Source organism: Pseudomonas sp. 91RF (assembly GCF_003576265.1).
Classification (GTDB): domain Bacteria; phylum Pseudomonadota; class Gammaproteobacteria; order Pseudomonadales; family Pseudomonadaceae; genus Aquipseudomonas; species Aquipseudomonas kribbensis.
This window is the reverse complement of record NZ_QWFC01000029.1, coordinates 107,741-121,573: the sequence shown is the minus strand read 5'-3', so window position 1 is coordinate 121,573 and position 13,833 is coordinate 107,741. Positions and strand designations below refer to the sequence as shown.

The following is a 13,833-nucleotide window of genomic DNA, read 5'->3' as shown; positions in this document are numbered from 1 at the left end:
GGCTGGCTCCCACAAGTTTCATGTATTAAGGATTTGCCATGATTCCCAATGACGACCAGCAACAAATCCGCGACATGGCCCGGCAGTTTGCCGAGGAACGGCTGAAACCGTTCGCCGCCGAATGGGATCGCGAACATCGCTTCCCGAAAGAAGCCATCGGCGAAATGGCTGGACTGGGCTTCTTCGGCATGCTGGTGCCGGAGCAGTGGGGCGGTTGCGACACCGGTTACCTGGCTTACGCCATGGCTTTGGAAGAAATCGCCGCCGGCGACGGCGCCTGCTCTACGATCATGAGCGTGCACAACTCGGTGGGTTGCGTGCCGATCCTCAAGTTCGGCAATGACGACCAGCGCGAGCGCTTCCTCAAACCGCTGGCCAGCGGCGAGATGCTCGGTGCCTTCGCGTTGACCGAACCCCAGGCCGGCTCCGACGCCAGCAGCCTGAAAACCCGTGCACGACGGGAAGGCGATCACTACGTGCTCAACGGCTGCAAACAGTTCATCACCTCCGGGCAAAACGCCGGGATCGTGATCGTGTTTGCCGTCACTGACCCGAGTGCCGGCAAACGCGGGATCAGCGCGTTCATCGTGCCGACCGACTCGCCGGGCTACAAAGTCGCCCGGGTCGAAGACAAGCTCGGCCAGAATGCCTCGGACACCTGTCAGATCCTGTTCGAAGACGTCAAAGTACCGGTGGCCAACCGTTTGGGTGAGGAGGGCGAGGGCTACAAGATCGCCCTGGCCAACCTCGAAGGCGGCCGTGTCGGCATCGCTTCGCAATCGGTGGGCATGGCTCGCGCCGCGTTCGAAGCGGCGCGCGATTACGCCCGTGAACGTGACACCTTCGGCAAGCCGATCATCGAGCATCAGGCCGTGGCGTTCCGTCTGGCGGACATGGCGACTCAGATCGCCGTGGCGCGGCAAATGGTGCATTACGCCGCCGCCCTGCGTGACAGCGGTCAGCCGGCGCTGGTCGAGGCGTCGATGGCCAAGCTTTTCGCCTCGGAAATGGCCGAGAAGGTCTGCTCCATGGCCTTGCAAACCCTTGGCGGTTACGGTTACCTCAACGACTTCCCGCTGGAGCGCATCTACCGCGACGTGCGGGTCTGCCAGATCTACGAAGGCACCAGCGACATTCAGCGCATGGTCATTTCGCGCAATCTTTGATAAGGAATCTGCACATGAGTTACGAAACGATTTTGCTGGAAACCCATGGCCGCGTCGGCGTCATCACCCTGAACCGCCCGCAGGCGCTGAATGCCCTGAACGCGCAACTGGTCAGCGAAGTGAACCGCGCCCTCGATGGCCTGGAAGCCGATGCGAACATTGGCTGCATTGTCATTACCGGTTCGAAGAAAGCCTTCGCTGCCGGCGCCGACATCAAGGAAATGGCCGAGCTGACCTACCCGCAGATCTACATGGACGACCTGTTCAGCGACAGCGACCGTGTGGCCAACCGCCGCAAGCCGATCATCGCGGCGGTCAACGGCTTTGCCCTTGGTGGCGGCTGTGAACTGGCGCTGATGTGCGACTTCATCCTGGCCGGCGACAACGCCAAATTCGGCCAGCCGGAAATCAACCTCGGCGTGCTGCCGGGCATGGGCGGCACCCAGCGCCTGACCCGCGCCGTGGGCAAGGCCAAGGCCATGGAAATGTGCCTGAGCGGGCGTTTGATCGACGCGGTGGAGGCCGAGCGTTGTGGCATCGTTGCGCGGATCGTGCCGAGCGACGAGTTGCTGGATGAGGCGCTGAAAGTCGCGGCGGTGATCGCCAGCAAGTCGTTGCCGATTGCGATGATGGTCAAGGAAAGCGTCAACCGCGCGTTTGAAGTGAACCTGACTGAAGGCGTGCGCTTCGAGCGCCGGGTGTTCCATGCGGCGTTTGCGACGCAGGATCAGAAGGAAGGGATGGCGGCGTTTGTGGCCAAGCGGCCGCCTGAATTCCAAGGCAAGTAACGCGGCGCTTCCATCGCCAGCAAGCTGGCTCCCACATTGGATCTGTGATTACACAAATCCCTGTGGGAGCCAGCCTGCTGGCGATGCTTTTAGAGCTGGTAGTTCTTCAACTCCCGAGCAATCACCATCCGCTGTATCTCACTCGACCCCTCGTAAATCTGGGTAATCCGCGCATCCCGGTAATATTTCTCCACCGGGTAATCCTCCAGATACCCATACCCGCCATGAATCTGGATCGCTGAAGAACACACCTTTTCAGCCATTTCCGACGCAAACAACTTGGCCTGCGAAGCCTCCGACAGACACGGTTTGCCCGCCGTGCGCAGCCGCGCCGCATGCAGGATCATCAAGCGCGCCGCGTTGATCTGCATCTGCATGTCCGCCAGCAGGTTGGCGATGCTCTGGTGCTCGACGATGGCCTTGCCGAACTGCACCCGATCACGGGCATAACCCAGCGCCGCTTCAAACGCCGCACGGGCGATGCCCAGTGCTTGCGCGGCAATGCCGATGCGTCCGCCTTCGAGGTTGGAAAGGGCAATGGCCAGGCCTTTGCCGCGCTCACCCAGCAGATTGGCCTCGGGAATACGGCAATCGTTCAACGTCACCGCGCAGGTGTCGGAGGCGCGGATGCCCATCTTGTGTTCGGTGCGGTCGACGATGAAACCCGGCGTATCGGTCGGCACCAGAAACGCCGAAATGCCGCGCTTGCCCAGATCCGGATCGGTGACGGCAAACACGATCGCCAGTTTCGCCCGCTTGCCGTTGCTGACGAATTGCTTGGCGCCGTTGATCACCCATTGCCCGTCGCGCAGTTCGGCGCGGGTGCGCAGGTTATGCGCTTCGGAACCGGCCTGGGGTTCGGTCAGGCAGAAGCAGCCGATCACTACACCGCTGGCCAGGTCTGCCAGCCAGGTCTGTTTCTGTTCTTCGCTGCCGTAATTCAACACCGGCCCGCAGCCCACGGAGTTGTGGATGCTCATGAACGCGCCGGTGGCGCCGTCGCCGGCGGAAATCTCTTCCACCGCCAGCGCATAGGCCACGTAGTCGACGTAAGTGCCGCCCCATTCTTCCGGCACCACCATGCCCAGCAGGCCGAGTTCGCCCATCTTCGCCACCAGACCGTCATCGATCCAGCCGGCCTTTTCCCAGGCCTGGGCGTGGGGGGCGATTTCGCCGCGGGCAAAGTCCCGGGCCATGTCGCGGATCATTACCTGGTCTTCAGTCAATTCGAGATCGTGCATGGCTCAGCTCCCGCTCTCTTCGAAACCGTGGAAGAAACTCGCGACGTGCTCGGCGTGCAACGCGGCAAGGGTCGGCGGGTTCCAGCGTGGTGATTTGTCTTTGTCGATCAGCAAGGCGCGTACGCCTTCGATCAGGTCGCCGCGTTCGAACCACTGGCGATCCAGATGCAGTTCGAGGGCGAAGCAGTGTTCCAGGCTCAGGTGCCGGCCGCGACGGAGCATCTCCAGGGTCACGCCCATGGCCAGCGGCGAGCGGGTTTCCAGCAGGTCGGCGGTGGTGGTTGCCCATTCGTGGCTGTCGGCGACGGTCACCGCGCGCAGTTGCTCGACGATGCTCGGCACGTCAGGCAAGGCGAAGAAGTGGTCGATGGCCGGGCGCAAGGCTTCCAGTGGCGCATCCGGCAGGGTTTGCACGGCGTGGCAGGCCAGCAGGTTTTGCAGGTCTTTGAGCGGCGTGTCGTGCCATTGCAACTGATCGAGTTGCTCGTCGAGGGTGCCGAGCTTGCTGCTGTCCAGATACCAGTCGGCGAGGCCGCAATACAGCGCATCCGCCGCGCGAATCTGTATACCACTAACGCCCAGATAAATCCCCAGTTCGCCGGGAATGCGCGGCAGGAAATAACTGCCGCCGACATCCGGGAAATAACCGATGGCCACTTCCGGCATCGCCAGACGGCTCTTTTCGGTGACCACCCGCAGATCGGCGCCTTGGACCAGGCCCATGCCGCCGCCGAGGACAAAACCGTCCATCAGCGCCAGCACCGGTTTGCGGTAGTGGTGGATCGTCAGGTCGAGGGCGTATTCCTCGACGAAGAAGACTTCGTGCAGCGTGTCGCCGCTTTTATGGCTGTCGTACAGGGAACGAATGTCGCCACCGGCACAGAAGGCCTTTTCGCCGGCACCGCGCAATACCACGGCGTGAATACTGGCGTCGGAGGCCCAGGCATCCAGGTGTTGCTGGAGCTGGCGCACCATGTCTAGGGTCAGGGCGTTGAGGCCGGCGGGGCGGTTGAGGGTCAGGTGACCGATGTGATTGCGAACCTCGGCCAGCACTTCGTTTTGCGTGGCATCCATGGACGAAGTCCGCGGGGATGAAGCCTGAGCAGTCATCACTAACTCCCTGCTTTTATTGTCTTTATTCGAGAAGCCCGCGCACGGGCGTTAGCGGATCGTAACAGTGCAAATTTGCCGTGTACAACGGGGATATGTGCATGGGGTGTCTGCATTTTTGCCTTGGGCTGAATGCACGGGATCGCGGCTTCTCTTCAATCGACAACGCTGACAGGGGCAGGCTCTGGACTCAGCGGAACACCTGGCCAATGCTCCGCCGCCTGGCGTGCAATTCACTGGCGTGAATCAACTGTTCCAGATCCTCCGGGGTGACGTCGATAAACGCCTCCATATCGGCCAACGCTAATTTCAGATCCTCGGCCGTGATGGCCTGAGAATCGACCGGCACCACGGCCGGCGCAGGCTCTGCGGGGCGTTTCGGGTAGCGGATGCGGGTCAGGTTGTTGTAGGCCAGTGCGGCCAGCAGCAGGCACGCGGCGCTGAGCATCACCGGTTCCAGGGCTTTCCAGTCCATGGCGATGGTCGTCGGATCGGCCAGCACCATGGTCAAGGCGACCGCGCCGGCCGGCGGATGCAGGCAGCGCAGCCAGCACATCAGGATCAACGCCATGCCCGCCGCCAGGCAGGCACTGCCCAGCGTTCGGCCAAGGACATGAGCCACCAGCAATGCGACGACGCCCGCACACAGGTAACCGCCAATGATCGACCACGGCTGGGCGAGGGCGCCGGAGGATACGGCGAACAGCAACACCGCCGACGCACCCAACGGGCCGATCAGATGGTAGGCCACTTCGATGCCAAACACCTGACTGCACGCCCATACACTGAACAATGTGCCCAACGCCATGCCGATGGCAGCGCGGCTCCATTCGGTGGGACGGGTGTTGATGGCAGCGGGCAACCAGCGAGCGAGCATGAAGAAGCGATCCTTTGAAGAAAACCGAAGGCAAAAAAAAGGACTTGTCCGTCAACCCGGAAAGTCCTTCGAAGCGTTCCAACTATTGGGGGAGGAACGCGCACAGTGTGCCAAGCAATCTCGATGCTGACAAATTCATATAAATGCATCTTCAGTACATTATTTATGAAGTAAAGCCACTCGCCGCCCGCTCATAAAGCACAGGAATCCGCCCATCGCGGTCAGCGCGCTGAGGGCGTAGAACATGGTCGGCGCCGGCGTGTGCATCAGCAGGAAACCGCAGATCACTGGACTCAAAGCACCGCCCAATGCTGCGAGGTTCTGCGCGCCGTAATAACTGCCGCGCAGTTCTTCCGGGGCCAGAGTGTCGACGAACAGGAATTCCGACGGGTAAATGATCATCTCGCCGAGGGTGAAGATGAACATCGCGATGCACCAGCTCACCAGGCTGTCGGCCAGGCTGAAGCCGATCAGGCCGAGGATGAACAGGCTGGTGCCGGCGGCGATCCAGTAGCGCAGTTTTTCCCGGTTGAGAAAGCGGCCGATCTGGTATTGCAACAGGATCACCGCGATGGCATTGCAGGCGAGCAGTGCGGCCATGGTTTGCAGCGCCCGTTGCGAGTCTTCGACCACCAGCAGGTATTGCGACAGGTAAAGCGTGAAACGCCCGTGAACCACAGTGCTGAGCAGACAGCCGCAGGTGAACATGATCAGCGTGCGGTCGTTTTTCAGGGTAATCAGGGTTTTCAGAAAGCTCTGCGGCTGGCCGATGGCGGCGATCGGGCTGGCGTCCTTGGGAATCCCGATCATGAGGAAGATGCTGCCGAAGGCTATGCCGGCGGCAATCAGGAACGGTGCAATCGGGTACACCCCGGCGATCACCACACCCAGCATCGGGCCGGTGGCGTAGCCGATGTTGGTCAGGGTGTAGCGCAGGGAAAATGCCTTGGCCCGCTGACCCATGGGCAGGTTTTCACTGAGGATCGCCTTGGAACCGATCAGGAACAAAGCCGAGGCGGTTTCGGTGATGACCAGCGTCGCGGTCGTCAGGTACAGGTCTTTGGCGAAGGTCAGCAGCACGAAGCCGATGGCGCTGGAGAGCATCGCCAGAATCAGCAACCGGCGTTTTTCCAGCCGGTCGATGATGTAGCCGCCGTACAGCGCGAGCAGGGTGGCGATAAACACCGCGATGCCCAGCAACAACCCGACGTCCTGTTGGTTGAGGCCGAGCTTGTTGCTCAAGAACAGAGTGAGCAAAGGGCTGGTGATGGCGCGGCTGACGACGATGGTCAGCGAAACGATCATCAGGCGGCGGATAACGAGCGAGTAGGTGGCCACGGAAAATCAAATGTCCTTATTCGGTTAACAGGTGCTCGAGATCGCGCACGGAATCCAGCGTTTGCAGCTGTCGTAGCTGCGCCAATAGTGGCTCGGCCTTGAGCGGTGAAATCACCCGCAACGCCAGACTGAAAAACTTCTCCTCCAGCGCCGCCTCGCTCAGCGGATTGCCCGGCGCGCCCAGCGGCACCTCGACACACAGGCTTGCCTGACGCCCGTCCAGGGTTCGAACAATGACCACCGGCTCGCCATCCTCCGACAGACGCTCATCCACTTCAAGGCGAATGCGCGTCAGCCATTGCGCAATGCGCGGATCGTTGCGCGGCTGTTCATCGTAAGCCTCGAGCCGGCAATGACCATGCACCAGTCGCGCGGCGAGGGCGTAGGGCAGACTCATCTGCGCGGCGGCCAGACTGCGGGTGTCGCGACTGCCGCACATGTCGAGCAGAAACCCGCACAAGTTCACCTGGACGTCTTCCACCTGATCGGCGCCGACTTGCAGTTGCTCCAGCAACAAACCGAGCGCATCGATCGCCGAGTGGGTGCCACGACACGCTGCGTAGGGTTTGATCGAGCAGCGCGCGAGCTTCCAGACCTGTCCCAACCCGGCGTCCAATGCATCCGGTTGCGCGCTACCCGGTGCGAGGGTCTTGAGAAATCCACCCCAGACATCATCAAACAATACCGACGGCCCACTCACACCTTCGCGAGCAAACCGCGCCGCGAGCAAGCCGCCTTCGGCAGCGCGTCCGCTGTGTAGTTTCTTGCTTTGCGAACCGTCGTGGATGAACGCCCATAACCCGCCGCTGAAACTGCCGGAGATGCCCAGCGCCGATACGGTTTGCGCTGCATCCAGGGCAAAGATCCGTGCACAGGCCGCCGCCGCGCCGAACACGCCGCAGGTGGCTGTGGAGTGCCAGCCGGCGCCGTTGTGGGCCGAATAACTGCCGCAGGCTTCCAGCACCCGCCGGCCGATTTCGTAGCCGATCACCACGGCGGTGATGAACTCGCGACCGTCCACCGGCCGATCCACCAGCGACAGCACCGCCATCACCGCCGGCAGCACCACCGCGCCGGAATGATCGCAGCCGCCGGTGTCGTCCAGCTCCAGCGCATGGGCGCCGATGCCGTTGAGCAACGCCGCATGCCCGGCGCCGACACGCAGTGATGAACCCCAGACCAGTGCGGTGCCCGGTTCGGCGCCGAACACCTGCCGCGCCTGAAGCGCCACCGCACTGTCGGCCCCGGCCAGCGCTGCGCCGAAGGTGTCGAGAATGTGCCGCTTGGCTTGTTCCACCAACGCCGGGGGCAGATCTTCAAAGCGGGTCTCGACGCAAAACTGCGCCAGCCGCTGCATGCGTTCAGTCATACGAGGTAGTCCCGATAATGGCGCTCATACACTGACGCCGGGTGATCCTGCGCGACCGGCGCTGCCGATTGCTTCCACCATTGTGCGACTTCGGCGCCGGTGGCGATCCAAACGTCGTCGTGCTGTTGAATGCCTTGCAGCAAATCACGCAATACGCCGATACGCCCCGGCGTGGCGATGATTTCCGGGTGCAGGCGCAACATGTAGCACAGGCCGAAGCGGTGGAATCCGGCAAAGTCCATTTGCAGGTTGCCCAGGGTGTGGCTGTAGGAGGCGATTCGCGATTGCGCCGGCGGTACGGCCGGGCTCAGGTTGAAGGCGAAGTAGGGTTCGTCTTCCAGTTCGTAATGCAGCGGCAGCTCGACCACTTCGGGCGCGGTCGGGTGCAAGAACGGCAGATCATCGCCACGCCATGACGAGGACCAGCGAATGCCTTGATCTTTCAAGGCTTCGATGAATCCTGGGGCACCATTACCGGCAGGAATCCGGAAGCCGGTTGGACGGATGCCGGTCAAGGCCTTAAGCGCCGCACACCCTTTGGCGACTTCCGCGCTTTGCGCTGCCAGATTCAGCGTGTCGTAATCCTGATGGCGGTAACCGGCGCAAGCGATCTCATGGCCGTCAGCCTGGATGGCCGCGATGTGCTGCGGATTTTCCTCGGCGACGATGCCGGGCACGAACCAGCTGCTGTGCACGCCGAGTTCCCTGAACAGGCCAAGCAGGCGCTCGACACCCCGTTGCGTGCCGTAGCGCCACACCGAGAGCGTCTTGTCACGCCCGGCAACTTCCGGGGCCTGAGTGAGAATGCCGTGAATGTCGTTGTAATCGACAGTCAGCACCACCGCGCAGCGTTTGCCGGCGGGCCAGAGATTGTTCGCGTCAGCCATGGTGATGCTCCTTCAGCCACCAGCGGGCGACGTCGCGGCAAGTGGCGAACCACACGTCATCGCGCTGGCGCATGTGCTCGAAGAGTTTCTCCAGCAACAGGATGCGCCCCGGTTTGCCGGTAATTTTCGGGTGAAACAGCGTGGTCAGGCACAGGCCTTCGTCCATCGCGCCGTCGTACTCGCGCTGCCAGTTGTCGAGGGTCAGTTCATAACTGGCGGTGCGGTCGAGCCCGGACGGGAAATTCGGTGCGCGGGTGTAGGCGAGCGAGGCGTAGTCGTCCATTTCCCAACGACCGGGGATCTCCACCAGCCGCGTGTCGTGACCGGGGACGTTGACCAGATATGGCCGATCATCGCCGCGCATGCTGCTGGAATAGATGACACCGTTATCGGCCAGCATCGCCGGGGTTTCGGCGCGCCAGTCGCCGGACGGGGTGCGAAACCCCTCGGCGCGGATGTGCAGGTACTGCCAGAAAATATCGCGAGACTTGTTCATCACGGCCTGCTGCTGGTCCAGCGTCAGGGCGTAGAAAGATTCGTGCTTGTAGCCGTGGTAGGCGACTTCATGGCCGCGTTCGACGATGGGCTGGCATTGTTTCGGCCAGTTTTCCACGACCCACGCGGGGACGAAGAAGGTGGTCGGGATCTTGAAAGCGTCGAGCAGATCCAGCAGACGTGGCAGGGCGCGGTAGGGGCCGTAGCCGCCGAAACCGAAGTATTCCGGTTTGTGCCAGATCGAACCGTTGAGCATCGCGTCGCCGGTCGGGCCATCGAGATCGAAGGCCAGGGCGAGGCAGGCTTTGTGCTGGTCGGGCCAGGTGGGTTGCAAGGAGGACATCGAGGGCGCTCCAACTGTCTGAAGATGGGCACCTGACCTGTGGGAGCGAGCCTGCTCGCGATGACGGATTGACTGGCGACATCAATGTTGAATGTGCCGGCCTCATCGCGAGCAGGCTCGCTCCCACATAGGGTCGCGGTGCCTGCAGGATTACTTGCCCGCGTTAATGGTCACTTCCTTGATCGCACCCAGCTCCAGATCCCATTTCTTCAGGATCGCGTTATAGCTGCCGTCATCCACCATGCTTTGCAACGCCACTTTCACCGCTTCACTCAGCTCAGGTTTCTTCTTGCTCACACCCAGCCCGGTGAACTGCACGGAGATCGGCTGGCCGACCGTCTTGTACATGTCCTTTTCCTGGGTCTTGAGGTAGGACAGGGTCTCGCTGCCCTGCATCGCCGCATCAATACGGCTCTGACGCAGTTGGGCGCGGGCGTCGGCCGAGCCTTCGGTGCCGATCACGTTGATCGCCGGTTTGCCTGCCGCTTCACAGTGTTCCTTGCTCCACGCGGCGATTTCCGCCGGGAACGTGGTGCGACGGCTGGTGCCGACTTTCTTGCCGCACAGGTCGGTGATTTCGTTGGTCGCAGTGTTCTTCTGCAGGGTGTAGAACTGCGGGCCGCTGGTGAAGTAGTCGACGAAGGTCACGCTGGCCTGACGCTCGGCGGTGTCGGTCATGCCCGACAACACGATGTCGACGCGGTCGGTGGTCAGGGCATTGATCATTTGCTCGAAGCCGGTTTCCTGCCACTTGATCTTGATCCCGAGGCGCTCGGCCAAGGCGTTGCCCAGGTCGTAGTCCAGACCGGTGAGCTTGTTGGTGGCCGGATCCTTGAAATCCATCGGCGGATAGTTGGGCATGATCGCGACGACGATCTCGCCTTTTTCCTTGATGCCGGCCGGCAATTCGGCGGCGAAGCTGATGCTGGAAGCCATCAGGCCTGCGAGTACTGCTGGGATAACGAAGTTCTTCATGGACGTTCTCTTATGAGTGTTGTGAAGGCCAAAGGGGCCTCAGGTTCGAACGGCAGAAATGAAGCTTTGGGTGCGCGGGTTTTGCGGACTTATTAGTATTTCTTCGGGGCTTCCAGCCTCCACGATCTGCCCGCCGTCCATGAACACCATGCGGTTGGAAACCTCCCGGGCGAAGCCCAGTTCATGGGTGACGACGATCATGGTCATGCCGGTCTGCGCCAGATCGCGCATCACCGACAGCACCTCACCGACCAGTTCCGGGTCGAGTGCCGAAGTGGGTTCATCGAACAGCATCAGCTTGGGTCGCATGGCCAGGGCGCGGGCAATCGCCACCCGTTGCTGCTGACCGCCCGACAGTTCAATCGGGTAGCTGTCGCGTTTGTCGGCGAGGCCGACCCGGGCCAGCAGTTCCAGGGCTTCTTCGTGCGCCTCCTTGGGCGAACGCTTGAGCACCTGGCACGGGCCTTCGATGATGTTTTGCAGCACAGTCATGTGCGGAAACAGGTTGAAGCGCTGGAACACCATACCGGTGGCCAGGCGCTGACGGGCGATCTGCGACTCGTTGAGCTCGTGCAACTTGTGCCCGACGACGCGGTACCCCACCAGTTCGCCATCGACCCACAGACCGCCCTTGTCGATCTTTTCCAGCTGATTGACGCAGCGCAGCAGGGTGCTCTTGCCCGAGCCGGACGGGCCGATGATGCACAGCACTTCGCCTTGCTCAACCTCGATGTTGATGTCCTTGAGCGCGTGGTACTGGTCGTAATATTTGTTCAGGGCCACAGCCTTGACGATGCTTCTCATGTTCGATTCTCCTGCGCGGCTTACGAGCGCTTGCCGGCGCCGCGAGCGAAACGACGCTCCAGACGGCTTTGACCAAAGGACAGGACGGTGACGGTGGCCAGGTACCAGATACCGGCGACGATCAGCAGCTCCATGACCCGGGCGTTGGCGTAGTAGATGTTCTGGGCGTTGTAGAGCAGTTCCGAGTACTGGATCACGCTCGCCAGCGAGGTCATTTTCACCATGCCGATGAATTCGTTGCCGACCGGCGGAATGATGATGCGCATGGCCTGCGGCAGGATGATCCGGCGCAGCGCCTGCAGGCGCGGCATGCCGATCGACTTGGCGGCTTCGTACTGGCCGGTGTCCACCGACAGCAGGCCGGCACGCACCACTTCAGCGGTGTAGGCGCCCTGGTTGATGCTCAAGCCGAGCAGGGCGGCCACGAACGGCGTCATCAGGCTCACCGTGTCGAGTTCAAACAGGCCGGGAATGCCGATGGTGGGGAAGATCAGCGCCAGGTTGAACCACAACAGCAGTTGCAGAATCAGCGGCGTACCGCGAAACAGCCAGGTGTAGGTCAGCGCCACGTAGCGCAGGATCGGGTTGGCCGACATGCGCATGATCGCGGTGATCACTCCGAACACGATGCCCAGCGCCATGGCCAGCACGGCCATGATGATCGTGTTGAGCAGGCCCCACATGATCGCTTCGGAAGTCAGGAACTGGCCGATGTACGACCATTCGATCTTGCCTTCGGCGAAGGCCCTTACCAGGCCAATGATCGCGATCACAATCAACGTGGCGAAGAAGATCCGCCCGTAATAGCGCCGTGGCACATGCTGGTACTGGGTGATGTCGAACTGGTTTTCCGCCAGTTTGCGCTCCGCCTGGAGTCGTTCTGCCTGAGTCTGGCTCATGGTGTTTCTCCGTACACTGTACTTGTCGATCAACCCCCTCCCGGTGGGAGGGGGACCCGGCTCAGAGGCGGAAGCCCTGGTAGTTTTCGGTCCACTGTTGTTGCACAGCGAGGGCGGTTTTCAGGCGGCCGATCTGCTCGCGCACCTGTTGCGGCGCGGTGCCGCCCCAGCCGCTGCGGGCAGCGATGGCGGCTTCCAGGGTCAGGCTGTCGCGCGCGTCCGCCGTGAGGCGCGAGTCGATCTCGGCCAGCAGCGCCGGCGAGGCTTCCCACAATTCGAGGTTGTGTTTTTCGCAGGCCTGCACCAGCGCCCCGGTGATTTCGTGGGCTTCCTTGAACGGCACGCCGCGCACCGCCAGCCAGTCGGCGACTTCGGTGGCGAGGGTGAAACCCAGCGGCGCCTGACGCCGCAACTCCTCGACGTTGACGGTCATGGTCGCGACCATTCCGGCCATCGCCGGCAGCACCAGCAGCAGGGTGTCGACGCTGTCGAGCACGCCGTTCTTGTCCTCGCTCAGGTCGCGGTTGTACGACAGCGGCAGGGATTTGAGCGTCGAGAGCAGGCCGGTCAGGTTGCCGATCAGGCGGCCGGCCTTGCCCCGTGCCAGTTCGGCAATGTCCGGGTTTTTCTTCTGCGGCATGATCGAACTGCCGGTGGCGTAAGCGTCATCCAGATCAACCCAGCGGAACTGGCGCGACGACCACAGGCAGAACTCTTCGGCCAGACGCGAGATGTTGATCCCGAGCATGCTGGCGATGAACAGGAATTCGGCAACGTGATCGCGGCTGGCCACGGCGTCGATGGAGTTTTCGCAGACCCCGGCATAACCCATTTCCTTGGCCGATTGCTGCGGCTGACGAGCGATCGCGGAACCGGCCATGGCCGCGGCACCGAGTGGCGACAGCGAGGTGCGCGCGTCCCAGTCCACCAGTCGCTGCACGTCACGCAGCATCGATTGCGCGTGGGCCAGCAGGTGATGGGCGAACACGATCGGCTGCGCCTGCTGCAAGTGAGTGAATCCCGGGCAGATGCTTTCGACGTGCTGTTCAGCCTGATTCACCAGCGCCGTTTGCAGGGCCAGCACTTCCACGGCCAGGGTACGCACGTGATCCCGCAGGAACAGGCGCAGATCGTTGGCGGTCTGGTCGTTGCGCGAACGGCCGGCGCGCAGCTTGCCGCCCAATGCGCCGAGGCGTTCGGTCAGCAGGCGCTCGATGAAGGTGTGAACGTCTTCGTCGTCCAGCGTCGGGGCGATGCGCCCGGCAGCAAAATCGGCAGCGATGCCGTCCAGGGCTTCGATCATCGTGCGGGTTTCCTGCTCGTCGAGCAGGCCGGCACGTTGCAGTTCCCCGGCGTGAGCCTTGGAGCCGGCCAGATCGTAAGGCGTCAGGCGGAAATAGCGCTCGGGGCAACGGGAGAGGGCCGCCAGGGCTGCGGACGGGCCGCTTTTGAAACGGGCACCCCAGAGACGGTCGGTGGTTTGAGACATTTGTTGTTTTCCTCGTCGGTAACGCGAACTGAAATCGGTGTGCCGGGCCTTT

13 protein-coding genes are annotated in these 13,833 nt (G+C 62.1%); 2 read left to right on the top strand and 11 right to left on the bottom strand.

The features are described 5' to 3' along the window. The first annotated feature begins 38 nt into the window (after positions 1-38). Both DXT77_RS15090 and DXT77_RS15085 read left to right on the top strand, forming a co-directional pair. Entirely contained in the window at positions 39-1,166 is a 1,128-nt protein-coding gene (locus DXT77_RS15090) for an acyl-CoA dehydrogenase (RefSeq protein WP_119428198.1), read from the top strand. Between the two features lie 14 nt (positions 1,167-1,180). Further along, positions 1,181-1,954: an enoyl-CoA hydratase gene (locus DXT77_RS15085; RefSeq protein WP_085709980.1), complete on the top strand. Its 774-nt coding sequence runs from the start codon at positions 1,181-1,183 to the stop codon at positions 1,952-1,954. 89 nt (positions 1,955-2,043) lie between these two features. Here the strand turns inward: DXT77_RS15085 and DXT77_RS15080 are convergent, their stop codons facing one another. The 11 genes from DXT77_RS15080 to argH all read right to left on the bottom strand — a co-directional run bounded on the left by DXT77_RS15080 (position 2,044) and on the right by argH (position 13,781). Further along, the gene (locus DXT77_RS15080; RefSeq protein WP_119428197.1) at positions 2,044-3,195 is read right to left on the bottom strand and encodes an acyl-CoA dehydrogenase family protein; all 1,152 of its coding nucleotides are present in this window, start codon (positions 3,193-3,195) and stop codon (positions 2,044-2,046) included. A gap of 3 nt (positions 3,196-3,198) precedes the next feature. Then, positions 3,199-4,305, bottom strand: a complete 1,107-nt coding sequence (locus tag DXT77_RS15075) for an enoyl-CoA hydratase/isomerase family protein (RefSeq protein ID WP_119428196.1) — start codon at positions 4,303-4,305, stop codon at positions 3,199-3,201. Between the two features lie 190 nt (positions 4,306-4,495). Further along, the gene (locus DXT77_RS15070) at positions 4,496-5,182 is read right to left on the bottom strand and encodes an HPP family protein (protein ID WP_119428195.1); all 687 of its coding nucleotides are present in this window, start codon (positions 5,180-5,182) and stop codon (positions 4,496-4,498) included. Between the two features lie 159 nt (positions 5,183-5,341). Then, positions 5,342-6,520: an MFS transporter gene (locus tag DXT77_RS15065; protein WP_119428194.1), complete on the bottom strand. Its 1,179-nt coding sequence runs from the start codon at positions 6,518-6,520 to the stop codon at positions 5,342-5,344. A gap of 16 nt (positions 6,521-6,536) precedes the next feature. Further along, positions 6,537-7,889: an MmgE/PrpD family protein gene (locus DXT77_RS15060; RefSeq protein ID WP_119428193.1), complete on the bottom strand. Its 1,353-nt coding sequence runs from the start codon at positions 7,887-7,889 to the stop codon at positions 6,537-6,539. Further along, entirely contained in the window at positions 7,886-8,776 is an 891-nt protein-coding gene (locus DXT77_RS15055) for a polysaccharide deacetylase (protein WP_119428192.1), read from the bottom strand. The genes DXT77_RS15060 and DXT77_RS15055 overlap by 4 nt, the downstream gene beginning before the upstream one ends. After that, complete coding sequence (locus DXT77_RS15050; RefSeq protein WP_119428191.1) at positions 8,769-9,614, bottom strand: polysaccharide deacetylase; 846 nt, start codon at positions 9,612-9,614, stop codon at positions 8,769-8,771. Before DXT77_RS15050 ends, DXT77_RS15055 begins: the two co-directional genes overlap by 8 nt. A 150-nt stretch (positions 9,615-9,764) precedes the next feature. Next, positions 9,765-10,589: an ABC transporter substrate-binding protein gene (locus DXT77_RS15045; RefSeq protein ID WP_119428190.1), complete on the bottom strand. Its 825-nt coding sequence runs from the start codon at positions 10,587-10,589 to the stop codon at positions 9,765-9,767. 39 nt (positions 10,590-10,628) lie between these two features. Beyond that, positions 10,629-11,393, bottom strand: a complete 765-nt coding sequence (locus tag DXT77_RS15040) for an amino acid ABC transporter ATP-binding protein (RefSeq protein WP_096821469.1) — start codon at positions 11,391-11,393, stop codon at positions 10,629-10,631. 20 nt (positions 11,394-11,413) lie between these two features. Further along, a complete protein-coding gene (locus DXT77_RS15035; RefSeq protein ID WP_096821468.1) occupies positions 11,414-12,292 on the bottom strand; it encodes an amino acid ABC transporter permease in 879 nt (292 codons plus the stop codon). A gap of 61 nt (positions 12,293-12,353) precedes the next feature. Then, positions 12,354-13,781 carry an argininosuccinate lyase gene (gene argH, locus DXT77_RS15030; protein WP_119428189.1) on the bottom strand — a complete coding sequence of 476 codons (1,428 nt, stop codon included), beginning with the start codon at positions 13,779-13,781 and terminating at the stop codon, positions 12,354-12,356. Between the last annotated feature and the right edge of the window lie 52 nt (positions 13,782-13,833).